This window comes from Rahnella sp. PCH160 (assembly GCF_047784855.1).
GTDB lineage: Bacteria > Pseudomonadota > Gammaproteobacteria > Enterobacterales > Enterobacteriaceae > Rahnella.
This window is the reverse complement of the sequence record NZ_JBLOGT010000001.1, coordinates 2582888-2603894: the sequence shown is the minus strand read 5'-3', so window position 1 is coordinate 2603894 and position 21007 is coordinate 2582888. Positions and strand designations below refer to the sequence as shown.

The following is a 21007-nucleotide window of genomic DNA, read 5'->3' as shown; positions in this document are numbered from 1 at the left end:
GATGAACTTTCCTTTATTTCCTGACCAGCCGACGGCGCTGTGCCAGAACCGCATGCAGGTGTATTCCGTCACGCAGGAAACGCCCGATGTCTGGACGCTGTCGCTGATTAATCACGACGTTTATCCGTATCAGCCGGGCCAGTTTGCGGGGGTGAATATCGGCCAGAGCGGTGACATACAGCGCGTGTATACGCTCTCTTCCACGCCGGGCGTGAGCCGTTTTATCCAGCTGACGGTGCGCCGGATTGAGGGCGGTGAAGGCTCCGGCTGGCTGACGCAGCAGGTTAAACCGGGCGATTACCTGTGGCTTTCGGACGCTCAGGGCGAATTCACCTGTGCAACGCAGCAGCCTTTATTATTGCTGGCTGCCGGTTGCGGCGTAACGCCGGTGATGTCCATCGCACGCCGCGTTCTGGCGCATTCTCCGGCGCAAAGCGTACAGGTGTTTTACAGCGTCCGCAGCCCGCAGGACGTCATTTTTGCACAGGAATGGCAGCACATGGCCGCGCAATATCCGCAACTTCGTCTGACCATTCTGGCAGAAAATGACGCGGCGCCGGGCCAGATTGCAGGTCGTCTCAGTCAGGATTTGCTGCAAAGCCAGGTGGCGGATATCGCTACGCGCCGGGTGATGATTTGCGGGCCTGCGCCATATATGGCACTGGCCGGGAAATGGACGGCCGAACTGGGTGTTCCGCCACAAAATATCGTTAAGGAACAGTTTCAGGCCACCGAAGCAGTTGTTTCGGCAGATCAGCAACTGACGCTGACCCGCCTGACGCCGCTTGAAAACTACCGCGTGCCGGTAGGCTCAACGTTGCTGGCGGCCATGGAACAGCACAAACTGCCGGTCACAGCAGCCTGCCGCGCGGGCGTTTGCGGCAGTTGCAAAACCCGCGTTCTGTCCGGTGATTACACGACCACCAGCCGCATGACGCTCACCGACGAAGACGTCGCGCAGGGCTACGTTCTGGCGTGCAGCTGTCAGCTTCAGGGCGACGTCACGCTCGCTTGATCTCCGCCCCCTCCCACTGCCCGCTCATGACTTTTTACAGTCTGTGCGGGCAGATTTACAAAACTTCACCTCCCCTCCCCGCGTAATTTTGTATGGTTTAAGGCTGTGCATTCGTGGATGTAATCAGTGGACTATGCTTAATCCACTTATTTAAAACCCGCCCGAAGATTTCATGCATAACGAAAGATCACGGGCACACCGGAGGGAATCAGTTAATGAAACAGAGCGTAGCGTCATATCTGGCGAAAACTCTTGAAGCAGCAGGCGTAAAACGAATCTGGGGCGTGACCGGCGATTCGCTCAACGGGCTGAGCGACAGCCTGAACCGCATGGGCACCATCGAATGGCTCGGCACGCGTCATGAGGAAGTCGCCGCATTTGCCGCCGGTGCCGAAGCACAAATCACCGGTGAGCTGGCGGTCTGCGCCGGTTCCTGCGGTCCCGGTAACTTGCATCTGATCAACGGCCTGTTCGACTGCCATCGCAACCACGTTCCGGTGCTCGCCATCGCCGCGCATATTCCTTCCAGCGAAATCGGCAGCGGCTATTTTCAGGAAACCCATCCGACCGAATTATTCCGTGAATGCAGCCACTATTGCGAATTAGTCACCAACCCGGAGCAGCTCCCGCAGGTACTGGCTATTGCCATGCGCAAGGCGATCCTGAACCGTGGCGTTTCCGTGATTGTCCTGCCCGGTGACGTCGCGCTGAAACCGGCACCGGAAGACGCCAAAGTCAGCTGGTATCCGCCGCAGTTGCCGAAAGTGCAGCCTCAGCAGACTGAGCTGGATAAGCTGGCCGAACTGCTCAATGGCGCGACCAACATAACCCTGATGTGCGGCAGCGGTTGTGCCGGTGCGCACGATGAAGTGATTAAGCTGGCGGAAACCCTGAAAGCCCCGGTGGTTCACGCGCTGCGCGGCAAAGAACATATGGAATGGGATAACCCGTACAGCGTCGGAATGACCGGGCTGATCGGCTTCTCCTCAGGTTTCCACGCCATGATGAATGCCGACACGCTGATCCTGCTCGGCACGCAATTCCCGTACCGCGCGTTTTACCCGACGGACGCGAAAATCATTCAGATAGATATCAATCCGGGCAGTATCGGTGCGCACTGTCACGTCGATATGGCGCTGGTCGGCGACATCAAATCCACCCTGACCGCCGTTCTGCCGCAATTGCAGGTGAAAACTGAGCGTAAGTTCCTCGACAAAGCCCTGAAGCATTATGAAGAAGCGCGCAAAGATCTCGATGCGCTGGCAACGCCGAACGACAAACAGGCGATTCATCCGCAATATCTGGCGCAGCAAATCAGCCGTTTCGCCGCCGCAGACGCCATCTTTACGTGCGATGTCGGGACGCCAACGGTCTGGGCGTGCCGTTATCTGCAAATGAACGGCCAGCGCCGTCTGCTCGGTTCGTTTAACCACGGTTCGATGGCCAACGCCATGCCGCAGGCCATCGGTGCACAGGCCATTGACCGCTCGCGGCAAGTCGTGGCGCTGTGCGGCGACGGCGGTTTTGCCATGCTGATGGGGGATTTTCTGACGCTCGCGCAGCAAAAACTGCCGGTGAAAATCATCATTTTCAACAACAGCGTGCTGGGGTTTGTGGCGATGGAGATGAAAGCCGGTGGCTATCTGACCGACGGCACCGAGCTGAAAAATCCGGATTTCGCAGCCATTGCCGAAGCGGCAGGGATTAAAGGGATCCGCGTGGAAAAAGCCTCGGACATCGACGCCGCGTTGCAGGATGCGTTTGCCTATGAAGGTCCGGTGCTGGTGGATGTCATCACCGCCACCGAAGAACTGGCGATGCCGCCACAGATTAAATTTGAGCAGGCAAAAGGCTTCAGCCTTTACATGCTGCGTGCGGTGATCAGTGGCCGGGGTGACGAAGTCATCGAACTGGCAAAAACCAACTGGCTGCGGTAACCCCGACAGGGATATAGTGGAGGGTCAGGCGGGCACGCGTTGCCCGCGTTTTCCTCCCCTTAACATTCACCTGGTAGAAGGATTATTACGTTGATCGATTTACGCAGTGATACCGTAACCCGCCCCAGCGAAGCTATGCGTCAGGCGATGGCCAGCGCTGAAGTCGGCGATGATGTCTACGGCGATGACCCAACGGTAAATGCTCTGCAGGATATGGCCGCGAAACTGTGTGGCAAAGAAGCCGCGCTGTTTTTACCGACCGGTACACAGGCTAATCTGGTTGCGCTGCTGACACACTGTCAGCGCGGAGAAGAGTATATTGTCGGCCAGAAAGCCCACAACTATATGTACGAAGCCGGCGGTGCCGCAGTTCTCGGCAGCATTCAGCCGCAGCCGCTCGACATGGCCGCCGACGGTTCCATTCCGCTGGATAAAATCGCCGCCGCCATCAAACCCGATGACATTCACTTCGCCCGCACCCGTCTGCTGAGCCTGGAAAATACGCACAGCGGCAAAGTGCTTCCGCTCGATTATCTGCAAAAAGCGTTCGCGTTTACCCGTGAAAAAGGGCTGGCGCTGCACATCGACGGCGCGCGAATCATGAACGCCGCCGTCGCGCTGAATGTTGAGCTGAGCGAAATCACCCAATATTGCGACACCCTGACCATTTGCCTGTCAAAAGGTCTGGGCGCGCCGATTGGTTCCCTGCTGGTCGGCAGCAAAGAGTATATTCATCGCGCGAATCGCTGGCGCAAGATGACCGGCGGCGGCATGCGCCAGTCCGGCATTCTGGCCGCGGCGGCCATTTATGCGCTGGAAAACAACGTGGCGCGCCTCAAAGATGACCATGACAATGCGCAGTGGCTGGCTGAACAGCTGAGCAATATCGGCGTGGAAATCGCCGGGCCCGGCCCGCAGACCAATGTTCTGTACATCAAACAGAGCGCTGAGCTGGCCGAAAAAATGGGCCCGTGGATGCGTGAGCGCGGCGTCATCATCAGCGCCGGACCGCTGACCCGCGTGCTGACGCACATCAATATCAGCCGTGAAGACCTGCAAAAAGTCGTCGCCCTGTGGCAGGAATTCCTGCACCAGCACGCCTGACCGTCAGCCTTTCTGCGGCGGCACGCCCACAGGCTGTCGCCGCATGTTCATGATTTCCCCTACTCTCAGAGCAAACGGATTATGCCAAGAATTGTCGTCCTCGGTGCCAGTGGATATATCGGACAACATCTGACTGCACACCTGAGCCAGCATGGTTTTCAGGTCACTGCGGCCGCGCGGCGCATCGAATGGCTGCAACAACAAAAATGGCCTCACGTCCGTTACTGTTTTGCGGATGTCTACCAGAGTAAAACGCTGACCAGCGCCTTCGAAGGCGCCGACGTGCTGGTGTATCTGGTTCACGCGATGACCGAAGAGGATGACCTGCTGGAAAAAGAGCGTCAGGCCGCTCAACACACCCTGCTGGCGCTGCGCGATTCCTCCATCAGACACATTGTTTATCTCGGTTCCATGCAGCCGGAAGGCAACCATTCCCCCCATTTGCAGGCGCGCAAACTGACGGGCGATTTACTGCGGATGAGCAATATACCGGTGACAGAACTGCGCACCGGCATTGTGATCGGCGCGGGGTCAGCGGCGTTCGAAGTCATGCGCGATATGGTCTACAACCTGCCGGTCCTCACGCCGCCGCAGTGGGTTCGCTCGAAATCCTCGCCGGTAGCGCTGGAAAACCTGCTCAATTATTTGCAGGGTCTCGTGACCTTGCCCGCCAGCGGAAACCGTATTTTTGACGCCGCCGGGCCGGAGTACATCAGCTATCAGACGCTGTTCGAACGCTTTATTGCCCTGAGCGGGAAACGCCGCTGGCTGATCCCCGTTCCCCTGCCGACCTCTTTTGTTTCGGTGTATTTCCTCAGCCTGATTACCTCGGTGCCGACGTCGCTCGCCAAGGCGCTGATCCAGGGGCTCAATCACGATTTACCCGCCGACAGCGAAGCACTTCAGGCGATGATCCCGCAGGAGCTGATTTCTATTGATGAGGCGATTCGCCGCACGCTGGAAAGAGAACAACAGCAGGTCATGGATTCACCCGACTGGGGCTATGACCCGGACGCCCGTGCGCGCTGGCGGCCCGGCTACGGTTATTACCCGAAACAGGCGGGCTTCACGCTGGAAACGTCAGCGTCAAAAGCGTCGCTGTGGAAAGTGGTGCAGAAACTCGGTGGCGTGGAAGGTTATTTCTATGCCAACGGGTTGTGGAAGACGCGGGCACGCATCGACGATCTTCTCGGCGGCGGCGTAAAGTATGGCCGCCCTGACCGGGACTTCCTGAAAATCGGCGATAAAATTGACGGATGGAAAGTGATCAGCCTGAAACCGCAGCGTGAACTGGCGCTGTTATTCGGAATGAAAGCGCCGGGGCTCGGACGGCTGACGTTCACGATCACCGATCACGGCGAGAGCCGCAGTCTGGACGTTCGTGCATGGTGGCATCCGGCCGGGTTCAGCGGTTTGCTCTACTGGTTCAGTATGATGCCCGCTCATCAGTTTATTTTTCGAGGCATGGCGAAACGCATCGCCAGTCTGGCCCGTCAGAAAGACCGCTGCGGAAGCTGAAAGGGTTTATTTAAAGCGCAATCGCACAGTTTCAGACATTGCTGCCTCCCTTTTCCATTGCAACCCGCACAATTTCACGAAAGAATGGCGCGCTTATTGCTGAGAGGCGCCCCAGCCTCAGTAATTTCACTCATTGGGATGTACTCAAAATCATTCGGGTTGCAGCAAGGCAGCAAACGAATGAATCCCGATGAGCTGACTGGAGTCAGTGATTCGGGTGAATGAGAGCAGCGAACACCGCTGCAACGTGAAGGATGAAGAGTAGTTATGAGAGTTTTGGTTACCGGCGCTAGCAGCGGTTTAGGGCGCAATGCGGTCGAGTTTTTGCGAAATAAGGGGATTAAAGTCCGGGCGACGGGTCGCAATGCCGCCATGGGTTCACTTTTGCAAAAAATGGGCGCGGAATTTATTCATGCCGATCTCACCACACTGGTGTCGGCGCAGGCCAAAGCCTTGCTCGCCGATGTGGATACCGTCTGGCACTGCTCCGGGCTGATGTCGCCGTGGGGCAGCGAACAGGAATTCGAACTGGCGAACGTCCGCGCGACGCGCCGTCTGGGCGAATGGTCCACCGCGTATGGCGTGGAAAATTTTGTGCACATTTCCTCACCGGCAATTTATTTCGATTTTCATCATCACCGCGACATTCCGGAAGACTTCCGCCCTCACCGTTTCGCCAACTCCTTCGCCCGCAGCAAAGCCGCCGGTGAACAGGTGATCCACACCCTGGCGATGTCCAATCCGCAAACGCATTTCACGATTTTACGCCCGCAGGGTTTGTTCGGGCCGCACGATAACGTGCTACTGCCCCGTCTTATGCAAATGCTGAAATATGGCGGCACGCTGATGCTGCCACGCGGGGGCGAAGCGCTGGTCGACATGACCTACGTGGAGAACGCGGTTCACGCGATGTGGCTGGCAACGCAGTCTGAATCCACAGAATCCGGACGCGCGTTTAACATCACCAATCAGCAACCGCGTCCGCTGCGCACGCTGGTGAAGCAGTTGATGGAAAATCTGGACATCAAATACCGCATCCGCTCGGTGCCTTATCCGCTGCTGGACATGATGGCACGCGGCATGGAACGCATCAGCAAAAGCTCACACAAAGAGCCGGTGCTGACCCATTACAGTGTCGCGAAGCTGAATTTCGATCTCACGCTCGACACGCAGCGCGCACAGAAAGAGCTGGGATATGTGCCGGTGATTTCGCTGGATCAGGGGATTATCCGCACCGCCGCCTGGCTGCGCGACCACGGTAAACTTCAGGGCCTGCACGGCATTGGCCCGAAACGCGACTGACCGTAAGGTCAGCCGCTTTCTCAGTTATTCGAATCCGGGAACTGCTGTAACAGCGCCAGAACAATGGCTTCTGACTGCGCATCGGCATTCCCGCGATAATCACTCTGCCTGAAATGCATCTGGAACGCCGCAATCACACGGCGAGCCTGCTCCGGCGTCATGTTTTCTGTCACGGTATAACCGTACTGTTTCAGCAAGGTCAGCAGATGCGCCTGACCGACCGGTTGCTGCGGATTTCTGCCCGCCAGAAAATGGCTGACCCGCGCCGCATCGGGCCATGCGCCAATGCCCCGCGCCGCCATCTGCTGCCACGGGAATAATGGCCCGGATCGTCTTTACGCTGCGGCGCAATATCGCTGTGTGCGACCACGTTACGCGGATCAATCTGATAGCGCGCGACAATGCTCTTGCTCAGGTCAGCCAGCAAATCGATTTGCGCGGGTGGGAACGGATAGAATTTTTTGCCCAGCAGCGTCGTGCTGTAACCCTTATTTTCCAGCTCAATACCGATGGACGTATCATTCAGATTAGTGCGTCCGCGCCAGCCGCTGGCTCCCGCATGCCACGCGCGCATGTTTTCCGGCACCAGTTGCCACGCGACGGGTTTCCCGTTTTCGCGCGGCGGTTGCGCCGGGATCAGGTAATGCGCACTGACGTGCTCATCGGTAAGCGTATTTAATGCGTTGTGAAAATCTTCTGCGGTGTAGTGGATAACCAGAAAACGGATCCGCTGATCCATGCCCTGCGCCTGCCGCGTGGTTTCCAGCCGGTAAGGTAAATTTTTCGCCTGATCACTGCTCTGACACCCCGTCAGGGCCAGAAAAAGCGCGGCAATTACGCCGCTCCTGATGCCCAAACGCCTCATTTACGATGCACGATAACAGCGGTACCGGAGACGCTGACCATCAGCATGCTGCTGTCTTTGCCCACGGTTTCATAATCGATATCAATGCCGACAACGGCGTTAGCACCGCGTTCTTTCGCCTGTTCTTCCAGTTCGCGAAAAGCGATTTCACGCGCTTTGCGCAGTTCTTTTTCATACGCGCCTGAACGGCCGCCGACGATATCGCGCACGCCCGCAAAGAAATCACGAAAAATGTTCGCACCTAAAATCGCTTCGCCCGTGACCACACCGCAATATTCCGCGATGGTAAAACCTTCCAGGGTCGGAGTGGTTGAAATTTGCATGAGTATTCCTTATCAGTTGTCGTCCACATGTCGGAGAAATGCACCCGGATAGCATAAACGATGTATCCGGCCTGAACGTATCATTTCTCTGCGCCATGCATTAAGCCAAATCGGTTTTATACTGTAGGATTAAGAAAGTCATGGTGAAAACGTTCAATCTTTCAGTAAGGAATACGATGAAAAAGAAAATTCTAGTCGCCGCAATCCCTCTGGTATTGATGTTAAATGCCTGTACGACGGTAGACCCGGCTTATAAGGATATTGGTAGCCGCAGCGCGCCATGTATCGACGGTGGCCCCGACAGCGTCGCCCAGCAATTCTATGATTTTCGTATCAAGCAAGGCGGCAGCGGGATCCCGAACTCAGGCCAGCTCGCCGCTTACCGGCCTTATCTGAGCACCGCACTTTACGCGGCCCTGCTCAAAGCGCAGTCGCAGCCGAAAGTGGATATCGCGGCTTCGCCAAATGAGAAAACCGGTGCAGGTTCAGGCGATGGCGACATTTTCTCCAGCCTGTTTGATGGCCCGACGTCCGCCTCCGTGGACAGCGCCTCTACTATCCCTAACACCGACGCCCGCAACATTCCGCTGCGCGTCACGTTCACCCGCGAGAAAGACAAAGGCGCAACCACGCACTGGAAAGATGAAATCCTGATGGTGCGCGAAGGCAAATGCTGGACCGTAGATGACGTGCGTTATATGGCCAATCTGGACTTCGTCTCTAACGGAACGCTGCGCCAGGTATTGGAAAACCAGTAACCGCACTTTCTTAAAAAAGCCGCCTGACGTGACGCTGTTAAGTGACTGCATAACAGGGGTTAATACTGAATATCGTCATTAACCAACATTTGCATCACAGTGATGCAACAATATCTTGTGCTACACTTTGCCACCTGGGCGGCGACACATAATTTTTAAGCCGTGATCGTTGCATAACTATGCTGTGGAAGTTACCATCTGCGGCATCAATGGCTATTCACTATTTGCGCATGAGTATTCAACTTAATAGCATCAACTGCTTCTATGGCGTGCATCAGGCGCTTTTTGACATTCAGCTCGACTGCCCTGCCGGTGAAACCCTCGTTTTACTGGGTCCAAGTGGTGCAGGTAAAAGCTCTCTGTTACGTGTTCTGAACCTGCTGGAAATGCCCCGTTCAGGCACACTGCAAATCGCCGGTAATACCTTCGATTTCACCCGCAAACCTGATGAGAAAGCGGTCCGCGAACTGCGTCAGAACGTCGGGATGGTTTTCCAGCAATACAATCTGTGGCCGCACCGCACCGTGCTCGACAACTTACTGGAAGCCCCGATGCGTGTTCTGGGTCTGACAAAAGATGTCGCGATGCAACGTGCCCAGAAATTGCTGACCCGTCTGCGCCTGACCGATTACGCCGATCGTTTTCCGCTGCACCTTTCCGGTGGCCAGCAGCAGCGTGTGGCGATTGCCCGTGCGCTGATGATGGAACCGCAGGTTTTGCTGTTTGACGAACCGACCGCCGCGCTTGACCCGGAAATTACCGCCCAGATCGTCAGCATTATCCGCGAACTGGCAGGCACCGGAATTACTCAGGTAATTGTGACCCACGAAGTGGAAGTGGCACGTAAAACCGCCAGCCGCGTGGTGTACATGGAAAATGGTCGCATTGTCGAACAGGGTGACACGTCAATTTTCGCTCAGCCGAAAACCAAAGAGTTTGCGAGCTACCTTTCTCACTAAAACTTTTCCTATCAACATATTGATTGATGTTTTCTACGGAGTAAGCGATGAAAAAATTAGTAATTGCCGCGGTTCTGGCGACCGTCAGTTTGTCTGCCAGCGCTGCTGATACCATCCGTTTCGCGATGGAAGCGTCTTATCCTCCGTTTGAGTTTGTAGACGCCAGCAATCAGATTCAGGGCTTCGACGTCGATCTGGCCAACGCCATGTGTAAAGAGATGCAGGCCACCTGCACATTCACAAACCAGGCCTTCGACAGTCTGATCCCAAGCCTGAAATTCCGTCGTTTTGATGCGGTCATTTCCGGTATGGACATCACGCCTGAGCGTGAAAAACAAGTTTCCTTCACTAACGCTTACTACGATAACTCCGCCATTTTCATCGCTCACACTGGCCAGTTCGCTGACGTTTCGGCGCTGAAAGGCAAACGCGTTGGTATGCAAAACGGCACCACTCACCAGAAATTCCTGATGGATAAACATCCGGAAATCACCGCCGTGCCTTACGACAGCTATCAGAATGCCGTACTGGATCTGAAAAATGGTCGTCTGGACGCTGTTTTCGGTGACACCGCTGTGGTCAACGAATGGCTGAAGCAGAACAAAAATCTGGCGTCCGTGGGTGACAAAATCACTGATCCTACTTACTTCGGTACCGGTCTGGGTGTAGCCGTTCGTCAGAACAACACCGAACTGCTGACTAAACTGAACGATGCTCTGGCAAAAGTGAAAGCAGACGGTACCTACAAGACGCTGTATTCCAAATGGTTCCAGCAATAAGTTTGCCTATCAATGACTGAATTCCAACCTTTAGCAAGCGCCGCCGGGATGACCGTCGGCCTTGCCGTGTGTGCGCTGGTCCTCGGCCTGATTCTGGCGATGATCTTCGCAGTCTGGGAATCTGCGCCGTGGAAGCCACTCAGCTGGCTCGGTACGGCGTGGGTCACTGTGCTGCGCGGTCTGCCAGAAATTCTGGTCGTGCTTTTCATTTACTTCGGGTCATCACAGTTGCTGATGGTGCTGGCGGATGGCTTTAGCATTAATCTCGGGCTGTTCTCCGTGCCTATAAAGCTGCCCATCGAAAACTTCGAAGTCAGCCCGTTTGTCTGCGGTGTCATTGCGCTTTCGCTGCTGTATTCGGCCTACGCTTCGCAGACATTGCGTGGCGCTCTGAAAGCCGTTCCGCAAGGCCAGTGGGAATCGGGTCAGGTGCTGGGCATGAAAAAATCGGCGATTTTCTTTCGCCTGATCATGCCGCAAATGTGGCGTCACGCGCTGCCTGGCCTGAGCAATCAGTGGCTGGTGCTGCTGAAAGACACCGCGCTGGTGTCGCTGATCAGCGTGAATGATTTGATGCTGCAAACCAAAAGTATCGCCACGCGGACACAGGAACCTTTTACCTGGTACGTGATTGCGGCCTGCATTTATCTGATTGTCACCCTGTTCAGCCAGTTCGTGATTAAACGCATCGAACTGCGTACCACCCGCTTTGAACGGAGTGCTTCCTGATGTGGGAATATTTGCCTGAAGTCCTGAAAGGATTGCACACCAGCCTGACACTGACGGTCGCAGCGCTGATTGTTGCGCTGCTGCTGGCGATGATTTTCACCGTGATCCTGACGCTGAAAGTGCCCGTTGCAAGCCAGATCGTGAAAGGCTATATCACGCTGTTTACCGGTACGCCGCTGCTGGTGCAAATCTTCCTGATTTACTACGGTCCGGGCCAGTTTCCGTCTATTCGCGAAATCCCGTGGCTGTGGGAAGTGCTGTCGCAACCGTGGCTGTGCGCGATGTTTGCGCTGGCACTCAACAGCGCCGCCTACACCACACAACTGTTTACCGGTGCGGTACGTGCTATTCCGTCCGGCCAGTGGCAGTCCTGCGAGGCGCTGGGCATGTCGAAACCGCAAACCCTGCGAATTCTGCTGCCGTATGCGTTTAAACGCGCGCTGTCGTCCTACTCCAATGAAGTGGTGCTGGTCTTTAAAAGTACCTCTCTGGCGTACACCATTACGCTCATGGACGTCATGGGGCACAGCCAGCTCATGTATGGCCGCACCTACGACGTGATGGTATTTGGCGCCGCCGGTTTGGTTTATCTGTGCGTGAACGGGTTACTGACCCTGATGATGCGTCTGATAGAGCGCCGCGCGCTGGCGTTTGAACGCCGTAATTAATGGACACCGGACGCCTGAAGGGACGAGAAATCGTCCCTTTTTTTGCCTTCGAAATAGCCCGCCACTCTTCACTTTAATTTTTTAATCAAATTTATTGCATATAAATTCATTTAATGGCAACTTAATCGCAGGTTTCACTTCCTGCCAGTTACCCGATTATATTAATAAAATCAGTAAACTGAACCATGAAGGGAATGTCATTTTTTGAACAGGAATGTATTGCATGAAAAAGCTCATCCTCGCTGCTGTTTTGTCTGCCACTGCTTTCGCCGCTACCGCTGCTGAGACTATTCGTTTCGGGACTTCCGCGACCTATCCGCCGTTCGAATCCATAGACGCCAACAACCAGATCGTCGGGTTTGATATGGATCTGGCGAAGGCCGTTTGTCAGCAGATGCAGGAAACCTGCACGTTCACCAACCAGCCGTTTGACGGCCTGATCCCGGCGCTGAAATTCCGTCGTTTTGACGTCATTATTTCCGGTATGGACATTACCGAAGAGCGCAGCAAGCAGGTTACTTTTACCCAACCTTACTACGCCAATACCGCCATGATCATCGGGCCGAAGGGTAAATTCTCTTCTATCGCCGATCTCAAAGGTAAACGTGTTGGCCTCGAAAACGGCACCACGCATCAGAAATACCTGATGGAAAAACACCCTGAAATCACCACCGTCGGTTATGACAGCTATCAGAATGCGATTCTGGATCTGAAAAATGGTCGCCTGGACGGGCTGCTCGGCGATACCGCCGTGCTGAATGGCTGGCTGAAATCTAACCCGAATCTGGGTGAAGTGGGCGAACTGATTAAAGATCCGCAATACTTTGGTACCGGTGTCGGGATGGCCGTGCGTCCTGAGAATAAAGAATTGCTGGCGAAACTGAATGCGGCACTCGACGGCATTAAAGCCAACGGCGAATTCAAAAAGATTAATGACAAGTGGTTCCCGGCTCAGTAAACCCGCTCGTCCTTCAAACAGTAAGCCGCCTGTCATGGCGGTTTTCTGCGTAACATCTCTCAAAACTGCAACTTCATATCGTCCGTTTCATCAAAAAAGTGACTTCCGTCACACTTAGTTCACGTAATGACTTTTACACTGTTCAACCGTAATCACAGTCGAGATCGAATGTTTATGCACGCACGTTTTCACACCGCCTTTATGGCACTCCCTGAAAATTTATCCTCCGCGCTTGAGCCGTTTCTGCGACATGATGACTTCCCGGCAATGTTCACGGCAGCCGAAGTTGCGCAGGTAAAACAGGCAACCGGTCTGGACGACGACGCGCTGGCATTCGCCCTGTTACCGCTGGCAGCAGCCTGTTCTGTGACGCCAATTTCGCATTTCAACGTGGGCGCGATTGCCCGCGGAACCTCCGGTAATCTGTATTTCGGTGCCAACATGGAATTTGCCGGTGCGCCGATGCAGCAAACCGTTCATGCCGAACAATCTGCGGTCACACACGCCTGGCTGCGTGGCGAAACGCGTCTGGCCTCTATCACCGTCAATTACACGCCTTGCGGCCATTGCCGTCAGTTTATGAACGAACTGACCAGCGGTACGGCGCTGGATATCCATCTGCCGGATCGCGATGTCGCTACGCTCGGCGACTATCTGCCGCATTCCTTCGGGCCGAAGGATCTGGATATCACCACGCTGCTGATGGATAAAGTCGATCACAGTTACACACTGAAAACCACTGACGCACTGGCAACACTTGCGCTGGATGCCTGCAACCAAAGCCATGCGCCGTACAGCAAATCGCACAGCGGTGTGGCGCTGGAAACGCATAACGGCAAACAGTTTGCCGGGCGGTACGCGGAAAATGCCGCTTTCAATCCGAGCCTGCCTCCCTTACAGGCGGCATTAATTCTGCTGAACCTGTCCGGTGAAGACTGCCTGAAAGTCCGTCGCGCCGTGCTGGTCGAACAGGAAGGCGCGCTGATCACCCAAAATGACGCCACCCGCGCCACGCTGAAAGCCATCGGTTGCGAAGACGTCACCACGCTGAACTGCTGAAACCGCCGGGTTTCGTGATCCACCTAACACTAATGACTACGTTCCTGTAGTCATTAGTTACATAACATTGTCTGATTTGAATTCCCCGTTTCGTCTCTGTTACCCTTTCGTCTCTAAACTATAAAAATTAACATTCTGAGCACCGGAAGAGCATAACGATGGAACTTGAATACGAAAGCAAACGTCCCTGTACATCCCTCACGCTGGCCCAATCCTGTTAGAATTCCCTTTACTGAACAAAGGCAGTGCGTTTACCGAAGAAGAACGCAGCAATTTTAACCTTCACGGCCTGCTGCCTGAAGCCGTTGAAACAATCGAAGAACAGGCCGACCGCGCCTACCGCCAGTTCCAGAATTTCAAAACGGACATCGATAAACACATCTATCTGCGCAACATTCAGGACACCAATGAGACGCTGTTTTACCGTCTTCTGGACAGCCATCTCAGCGAAATGATGCCGGTAATTTATACCCCGACCGTCGGCGAAGCCTGCGAGCATTTCTCTGATATCTACCGCCGTGCCCGTGGCCTGTTTATCTCCTACCCTAACCGCGAGCACATCGACGACATGCTGCAAAACGCCACCAAACAACACGTCAAAGTGGTGGTGGTGACTGACGGCGAGCGCATTCTGGGTCTGGGCGATCAGGGCATCGGCGGCATGGGTATCCCTATCGGCAAATTGTCTTTGTATACTGCGTGCGGCGGCATCAGCCCGGCGTATACCCTGCCGGTGGTGCTGGATGCGGGCACCAATAATCCGCAACTGCTCAACGACCCGCTGTACATGGGCTGGCGTCATCCGCGTATCACCGGCGAAGAGTACGAAGCGTTTGTCGATCAGTTCATTCAGGCGGTAAAAATCCGCTGGCCGAACGTGCTGTTGCAGTTCGAAGATTTCGCGCAAAAGAACGCCATGCCGATCCTCGAACGTTACCGCGACGAGTTGTGCTGCTTTAACGATGATATTCAGGGCACCGCGTCCGTGGCGCTGGGCAGCCTGATTGCCGCCAGCAAAGCCGCCGGTGGCAAACTGAGTGACCAGACGGTTGCCTTCCTCGGTGCCGGTTCTGCGGGTTGCGGTATCGCAGAACAGATCGTCGCGCAGATGAAATCCGAAGGCCTGAGCGACGAAGAAGCGCGCGCGAAAGTCTTCATGGTTGACCGCTTTGGCCTGCTGACCGACAAACTGCCGAACCTGCTCGATTTCCAGAGCCGTCTGGTGCAGAAAAGCAGTGCGCTGACCGGCTGGGGCATGACCAGCGACAGCATTTCCCTGCTGGATGTGGTGCGCAACGCCAAACCAACGGTTCTGATCGGCGTTTCCGGCCAGCCGGGTCTGTTCACGGAAGAAATCATCCGTGAAATGCATAAACACTGCGCCCGTCCGGTGGTCTTGCCGCTGAGCAACCCGACATCCCGCGTGGAAGCGACACCGGCTGATATCCTGAACTGGACGGACGGCGCGGCGCTGGTCGCCACCGGCAGCCCGTTTGCACCGGTAAGCCATAAAGGCACGCTCTACCCTATCGCGCAATGCAACAACTCCTTTATCTTCCCGGGTATCGGGCTGGGTGTGATTGCCTCTGGCGCCACCCGCGTCACGGACGGTATGCTGATGGCCGCCAGCCGGACACTGGCTGAATGTTCGCCGCTGGCAACGGAAGGTAAAGGTTCGCTGCTGCCGGATGTGAATGACATTCAGGGCGTCTCGAAATGCATCGCGATGGAAGTGGGTAAAGCGGCTCAGTTGCAGGGCGTGGCGATGGTGACGTCTGAAGATTCGTTGTCCAAAGCGATTGAGCATAACTTCTGGGCACCGCAGTACCGTTCCTACAGACGCACATCATTCTGATCCTGCAATATTGAGAGAAATCAGACTGACCATGATCCAGACCAATGCCCGTGCATTGGTCTTTTTTTTCACTTAAATTGCAGCCCTTCGCGCAAATTCGGCAGTAATTCACTGAAAAGTGCTGAAAAAACCGGCGATATCGGTGGATACGGACTGCAACGTATTGCGTCCCCTAAACAGGTAAAGTAGCCTTGAATCCGATTTCAATTCGATCATAAACAGGGATACCTATGATTAAGCGACTTATAGCTGGCGTTACCGGCATCGTTATTCTGATGCTGGCAGTCGCTATCGGGCTTGATCAGTGGATCAGTCTGCGCACTCAGCCATACATCTATGACGAAGTGCAGACCCTGCCTCACCGTCAGGTTGGCGTCGTGTTGGGGACCTCCAAATATTACCGCACCGGCGTAATCAACCAGTATTACCTGTACCGCATTCAGGGCGCGATTAACGCCTATAACAGCGGCAAGGTGAAATACCTGCTGCTGAGCGGCGACAATGCGCAGCAAAGCTACAACGAACCGAGCACCATGCGTCGTGATCTTATCGCCGCCGGCATTCCGGCCAGTGATATCGTGCTCGATTATGCTGGTTTCCGTACGCTGGATTCCATCGTGCGAACCCGTAAGGTTTTCGACACCAACGATTTCATCATCATCACCCAGCGTTTCCACTGCGAACGCGCGCTGTTTATCGCGCTGCACATGGGCATTCAGGCGCAGTGTTTCGCGGTGCCATCACCGAAAAATATGCTCAGCGTGCGTGGCCGTGAGATCTTCGCCCGTCTCGGCGCACTGACGGATTTGTACCTGCTCAAACGCGAACCACGCTTTCTTGGCCCGCTGATCCCTATCCCGGCCATTCATAACATTCCTGATGATGCACAGGGTTATCCGGCTGTCACGCCTGAACAGCTTCTGGCATTACAACAACAGCTGGAAGCCGAGAAAAAAGCCGCTATTGCCAAAGCCGCCGCCGATAAAGCAGCCGCAGAAAAAGCCGCAGCGGATAAAGCGGCTGCCGACGAAACCGCCAGAATCAAAGCTGAGCAGGAAGCCAACGAAGCTGCTCAGGCCGAAACCGAAGATGCCGAACCGGCACCTAAACCTGAACCGGTGAAACCGGTGGGCCGAAATCCGTTCCAGCAGTGATTTTTACCTGAATAACAAATGCAAAAAAAGGGCGCCGAAGCGCCCTTTTCATTCACTGCTGCCGACATTACTTCTTCTTAGCGTATTTCAAAGAGTCCAGCGCCACCGCGAAGATGATGATGCTGCCTTTGATGATGTACTGCCAGTAAGGGTTCACGCCGATGTAGGTCAGGCCGTAGTTGATGACGGTGAAAATCAGTACACCGGTCACCACGCCTGCCACAGAACCCACGCCACCGGCGAATGACACGCCGCCGACCACGCAGGCCGCGATGGCATCAAGCTCGTACATAAAGCCAAGGTTGTTCGTCGCACTACCGATACGCCCTGCTTCCAGCAAACCACCGAATGCGTAGAACACACCGGACAACGCGTAAATCATGATCAGGTTTAACGGAACGTTTACGCCTGAAACTTTTGCCGCTTCCGGGTTACCACCGATAGCAAAGATGTTTTTGCCGAAACGGGTTTTATTCCACAGTACCCAGACAAAAGCGATAGCAATCAGCGCGTAGAAGGTGATGTAGGAGAGCTTCAGGCCGCCTAAATGGATAAAGCCTTGTGCAAACTGCGAGAATCCAGGATCAAAGCCCGCGACCGGTGATGAGCCGACATAGTCGTAATACAGGGAGTTAATCCCGTAAACAATAATCATCGTGCCCAGCGTGGTAATAAATGGCGTCACATTCAGGTACGCAATGATAATCCCGTTGAGCAAACCAATCAGCGCGCCAACAATACACACGGTCAGAATAACCAGTGGAATTGGCACCACATCCAGATGCGGGAAGACTTTGTTGACGTTATCCATCGCCTGCAACATGGTGGCCGCAACAACCGCCGCTAAGCCCACCTGACGCCCGGCTGACAGGTCGGTACCCTGCGTGACGATAAGCCCTGCGACGCCCAGTGCAATAATTACGCGCACAGAGGATTGCGTAAGAATATTACCTAAGTTAACCAGACTGAGGAAACTCGGATCCTGGATGATGATAATGGCCAGCAAGACCAGCAATACCACATAAATCCCGCCCTCTTTTAAATAAGTGAGCACACTTTTCTTATTTAATGCTTTCATAATAAGAACCCTTAAAAATTAAAGATGCAAGGAAGCCAGGCGTAAAATTTCGTTCTGCGAAGTATTTTTTGTTTCAACAATACCCGCAACCTGCCCATTACTCATAACCAAAATTCTGTCAGTAATACCCAGCAACTCAGGCATTTCAGAGGAGATAATGATGATCCCCTTCTCTTTTTTAGCCAACTCGGTGATTAACTGGTAAATCTCAAACTTAGCGCCAACGTCGATGCCGCGCGTCGGTTCATCCAGCATTAATATTTCAGGATTGGTTAATAACCAGCGCCCGATAATAACTTTTTGCTGATTCCCGCCGGACAAAGAACCAATACTGGTTTTATGCCCCGGCGTTTTCACCCGCATAGAATCGATAACCCACTGGGTATCACTTTTCATTCGGTTGGTATCGAGCAAACCGACTCTGTTTTTATATTGCCGGATATTTGAAATCAGCGAGTTAAAACCAATATCCAGATAAGCATAAATACCGGTTGAACGACGCTCTTCTGTCACCAGTGCAAAACCGTGGTTAATGGCTTCGTTTGCACTGTGATTATTAATTTTTTTGCCATGCAGCTTAATGGTTCCTGCGACTTTCTCGCGGATCCCAAACAGCGTTTCGACAATGTCGGTACGCTTCGCGCCGACCAGACCGGCGATCCCGAGGATTTCCCCTTTGTGCAAATCGAAGGAGATATCGCGGATAGAAGGCTGACGCAGCGAAGTCAGGTTACGCACTTCGAGGATGACTTCACCCGGTACGTTCTGGCGGTCAGGGAAACGCTGGCTCAGCGAACGGCCCACCATCATGGAGATAATTTTATCCATGTCGAGGCCTTCGAGCGGCTGCGTGATAATCCACTGGCCGTCACGCAGAATGGTTATCTCGTCGCACAGCTGGAAAATTTCTTCCATTTTATGAGAGATATACACAATTCCGCAGCCGCGATCTTTCAGCTTACGGATGATAGTGAACAGGTGGTTCACTTCCTTTTCCGTCAGGGAAGATGTCGGTTCGTCCATAATCACGATTTTGGCATTGTAGGAAAACGCCTTGGCGATTTCGATCATCTGCATCTGCGAAACCGACAATTTACCCACCTTGTCGCGCGGGTCAATATCAATGTCCAGCTCGTCAAAAATCGCTTTGGTGTCTTTGTACATTTTGTCCTGATCGACAAAAATGCCTTTGGTCGGATAACGCCCCAGCCACATGTTATCCATGACGGTACGTTGTAATACCAGGTTTAATTCCTGATGAACCATCGACACGCCCTTTTCGAGCGCTTCTTTAGAACTTTTAAAATTGACTTCCTGTCCCTGAAAAAGAATCGTACCGGAATCTTTACTGTATATCCCGAAAAGGCATTTTAATAATGTGGATTTACCGGCGCCATTTTCACCCATCAACGCGTGAATGGAATGAGGACGCACTTTTAAATTCACATTATCCAACGCCCTGACGCCAGGAAATGATTTATTGATACCACTCATTTCCAGCAGGAATTCGTCCGGCTTTGGTGTTGTGTCAGATAACAAATTATCGGCCATAGTTATACCTGGCTAAAGATAAAAATAAACGGGTGTATTAATACCTGATGTCAGCCCTGGCTGTAGTCAGTAAACTCACTACAGTCAGGGCGACATGACGTCCTGTCAGATAAGCATTAACGTCTAATCACACTTAATATTTGTTACGGCTTAACCGCAATTATTTTTGCCACTGCTTAGCTTTGTTTTGTATTGCTGTCTGTCTTGACTGCTTTTGCCGTACGCTTATTTCACGAAAGTAGACAGGTTGTCTTTATCGACCGCGACGTAAGGAATACGAACCACTTTATTTTCAATTTTCCAGCTGGTGCCATCGGCGGCTGGTTTACCCGCTGCCAGATTTCTTGCCAGATCAAAGGTCGCTTTAGCCTGGTTGTTGGCATCGTTCAGCACGGTACCGGCCATTGCGCCAGATTTCACCAGCGCCAGCGCCTCTGCCAGGGCATCCACACCAAATACCGGAATGCTGGTTTTGTTGTGAGATTTCAGTGCTTCTACCGCGCCCATTGCCATTGCATCGTTGTTGGCAATAACCACTTCGATTTTGTTCGCGTTAGGGCCGGACAGCCAGGCATCCATCTTGTCTTTCGCCTGTGCGGTATCCCACATAGCGGTATCAAGTTGCAGTTGCTCAGTTTTCAGGCCTTCTTTGCCATTCAGGGTGCTGATGACGTATTTAGTACGCGCTTCAGCATCCGGGTGGCCCGGTTCGCCTTTGATCAGCACGTACTGGATCACGCCGTCTTTATTCAGATCCCAGGCGGGTGTCGATTTCCAATGTTTAGCAATCAGCTCGCCCTGGATAATGCCAGATTCTTTAGAGTCAGTCCCGACGTAATAGGCTTTGTCGTAGCTGTCCAGATCTTTGCGGGAAGGCTCTTTGTTATAGAAAACGACAGGAATGCCAGCACCGCGGGCTTTCTCAATGATGACCGGAGCAGCAGCCGGGTCAACCAGGTTGATGGCCAGCGCTTTAACGCCCTTCGCCAGCATAACGTCTACCTGATCATTCTGGGTGGACTGGCTGTTTTGCGAGTCATTCATCAGCAGTTGCACGTCCGGCGTCGCTTTAGCATCTTTCTCGATGGCTTTGCGCACTTCAGACATGAAGTTATCGTCATATTTGTAGATGGTAACGCCGATTTTAGTGTCAGCAGCGTGCGCAGCAAAACCAAACATCATGCTTGCAGCCAGAGTAGCCAGTGTGAAGACCTTCTTATTCATTTGTATCTCCGGTTATGTAGGGTGTTACAGAATTTGGCACCGGTATCCATGTGGGTGCAGTACAGCGCCACATCATGTTCGTGGGTGCCTGCCATCCTTGACCTATAACGTCCTGTCTCGCTGTGAAACCAGTCCGGTAAGCCGGACACAAACTGAATCATGTTGAAAACG

17 protein-coding genes and 2 pseudogenes are annotated in these 21007 nt (G+C 53.8%); 14 read left to right on the top strand and 5 right to left on the bottom strand.

The genetic code is table 11. The features are described 5' to 3' along the window. Position 1: 1 nt before the first annotated feature. From hcr to ACM5QY_RS12030, 5 genes are all read left to right on the top strand, one after another. Positions 2 to 1015 (top strand): NADH oxidoreductase, encoded by a 1014-nt coding sequence (gene hcr / locus ACM5QY_RS12050; RefSeq protein WP_416120825.1) that lies wholly within the window; start codon positions 2 to 4, stop codon positions 1013 to 1015. A 215-nt stretch (positions 1016 to 1230) separates the two neighbouring features. Then, complete coding sequence (gene poxB / locus ACM5QY_RS12045; RefSeq protein ID WP_416120824.1) at positions 1231 to 2952, top strand: ubiquinone-dependent pyruvate dehydrogenase; 1722 nt, start codon at positions 1231 to 1233, stop codon at positions 2950 to 2952. A 90-nt stretch (positions 2953 to 3042) separates the two neighbouring features. Next, positions 3043 to 4056, top strand: coding sequence for a low-specificity L-threonine aldolase (ltaE, locus tag ACM5QY_RS12040; protein ID WP_416120823.1), 1014 nt, complete (start codon positions 3043 to 3045; stop codon positions 4054 to 4056). Positions 4057 to 4137: 81 nt separating this feature from the next. Continuing rightward, positions 4138 to 5574, top strand: coding sequence for a DUF2867 domain-containing protein (locus ACM5QY_RS12035; RefSeq protein WP_416120822.1), 1437 nt, complete (start codon positions 4138 to 4140; stop codon positions 5572 to 5574). Between the two features lie 267 nt (positions 5575 to 5841). Continuing rightward, positions 5842 to 6876, top strand: a complete 1035-nt coding sequence (locus ACM5QY_RS12030) for an NAD-dependent epimerase/dehydratase family protein (protein WP_416120821.1) — start codon at positions 5842 to 5844, stop codon at positions 6874 to 6876. Between the two features lie 20 nt (positions 6877 to 6896). Here the strand turns inward: ACM5QY_RS12030 and ACM5QY_RS12025 are convergent. Next, a pseudogene (locus ACM5QY_RS12025) lies at positions 6897 to 7741 on the bottom strand (N-acetylmuramoyl-L-alanine amidase). Further along, the gene (locus ACM5QY_RS12020; protein ID WP_013574757.1) at positions 7738 to 8064 is read right to left on the bottom strand and encodes a heavy metal-binding domain-containing protein; all 327 of its coding nucleotides are present in this window, start codon (positions 8062 to 8064) and stop codon (positions 7738 to 7740) included. The pseudogene ACM5QY_RS12025 and the gene ACM5QY_RS12020 overlap by 4 nt, the downstream one beginning before the upstream one ends. Positions 8065 to 8240: 176 nt before the next feature. Between ACM5QY_RS12020 and ACM5QY_RS12015 the strand changes: the two genes are divergently transcribed. The 9 genes and pseudogenes from ACM5QY_RS12015 to sanA all read left to right on the top strand — a co-directional run bounded on the left by ACM5QY_RS12015 (position 8241) and on the right by sanA (position 16983). Next, positions 8241 to 8822: a lipoprotein gene (locus tag ACM5QY_RS12015; RefSeq protein ID WP_416120820.1), complete on the top strand. Its 582-nt coding sequence runs from the start codon at positions 8241 to 8243 to the stop codon at positions 8820 to 8822. A 230-nt stretch (positions 8823 to 9052) separates the two neighbouring features. Continuing rightward, positions 9053 to 9781, top strand: a complete 729-nt coding sequence (gene artP / locus ACM5QY_RS12010) for an arginine ABC transporter ATP-binding protein ArtP (RefSeq protein ID WP_416122872.1) — start codon at positions 9053 to 9055, stop codon at positions 9779 to 9781. 47 nt (positions 9782 to 9828) lie between these two features. Then, positions 9829 to 10560: an arginine ABC transporter substrate-binding protein gene (gene artJ, locus ACM5QY_RS12005; RefSeq protein ID WP_416120819.1), complete on the top strand. Its 732-nt coding sequence runs from the start codon at positions 9829 to 9831 to the stop codon at positions 10558 to 10560. 12 nt (positions 10561 to 10572) lie between these two features. Beyond that, positions 10573 to 11289 (top strand): arginine ABC transporter permease ArtQ, encoded by a 717-nt coding sequence (gene artQ, locus ACM5QY_RS12000; RefSeq protein ID WP_104921423.1) that lies wholly within the window; start codon positions 10573 to 10575, stop codon positions 11287 to 11289. Further along, a complete protein-coding gene (gene artM / locus ACM5QY_RS11995) occupies positions 11289 to 11957 on the top strand; it encodes an arginine ABC transporter permease ArtM (RefSeq protein WP_120506961.1) in 669 nt (222 codons plus the stop codon). Before artQ ends, artM begins: the two co-directional genes overlap by 1 nt. A 223-nt stretch (positions 11958 to 12180) precedes the next feature. Beyond that, the gene (locus ACM5QY_RS11990) at positions 12181 to 12915 is read left to right on the top strand and encodes an arginine ABC transporter substrate-binding protein (RefSeq protein ID WP_416120818.1); all 735 of its coding nucleotides are present in this window, start codon (positions 12181 to 12183) and stop codon (positions 12913 to 12915) included. 174 nt (positions 12916 to 13089) lie between these two features. Further along, complete coding sequence (gene cdd, locus ACM5QY_RS11985; protein ID WP_416120817.1) at positions 13090 to 13974, top strand: cytidine deaminase; 885 nt, start codon at positions 13090 to 13092, stop codon at positions 13972 to 13974. Between the two features lie 158 nt (positions 13975 to 14132). Continuing rightward, positions 14133 to 15829: pseudogene (locus tag ACM5QY_RS11980) on the top strand (NAD-dependent malic enzyme). 230 nt (positions 15830 to 16059) lie between these two features. Then, the gene (sanA, locus tag ACM5QY_RS11975; RefSeq protein WP_416120816.1) at positions 16060 to 16983 is read left to right on the top strand and encodes an outer membrane permeability protein SanA; all 924 of its coding nucleotides are present in this window, start codon (positions 16060 to 16062) and stop codon (positions 16981 to 16983) included. A gap of 67 nt (positions 16984 to 17050) precedes the next feature. On the opposite strand, the gene mglC is transcribed toward sanA, so the two are convergent. The 3 genes from mglC to mglB form a co-directional block, all read right to left on the bottom strand. After that, entirely contained in the window at positions 17051 to 18061 is a 1011-nt protein-coding gene (gene mglC / locus ACM5QY_RS11970; RefSeq protein WP_416120815.1) for a galactose/methyl galactoside ABC transporter permease MglC, read from the bottom strand. A gap of 18 nt (positions 18062 to 18079) precedes the next feature. Continuing rightward, a complete protein-coding gene (gene mglA, locus ACM5QY_RS11965) occupies positions 18080 to 19612 on the bottom strand; it encodes a galactose/methyl galactoside ABC transporter ATP-binding protein MglA (protein WP_416120814.1) in 1533 nt (510 codons plus the stop codon). A 225-nt stretch (positions 19613 to 19837) separates the two neighbouring features. After that, the gene (mglB, locus tag ACM5QY_RS11960; protein WP_416120813.1) at positions 19838 to 20836 is read right to left on the bottom strand and encodes a galactose/glucose ABC transporter substrate-binding protein MglB; all 999 of its coding nucleotides are present in this window, start codon (positions 20834 to 20836) and stop codon (positions 19838 to 19840) included. Positions 20837 to 21007 lie beyond the last annotated feature (171 nt).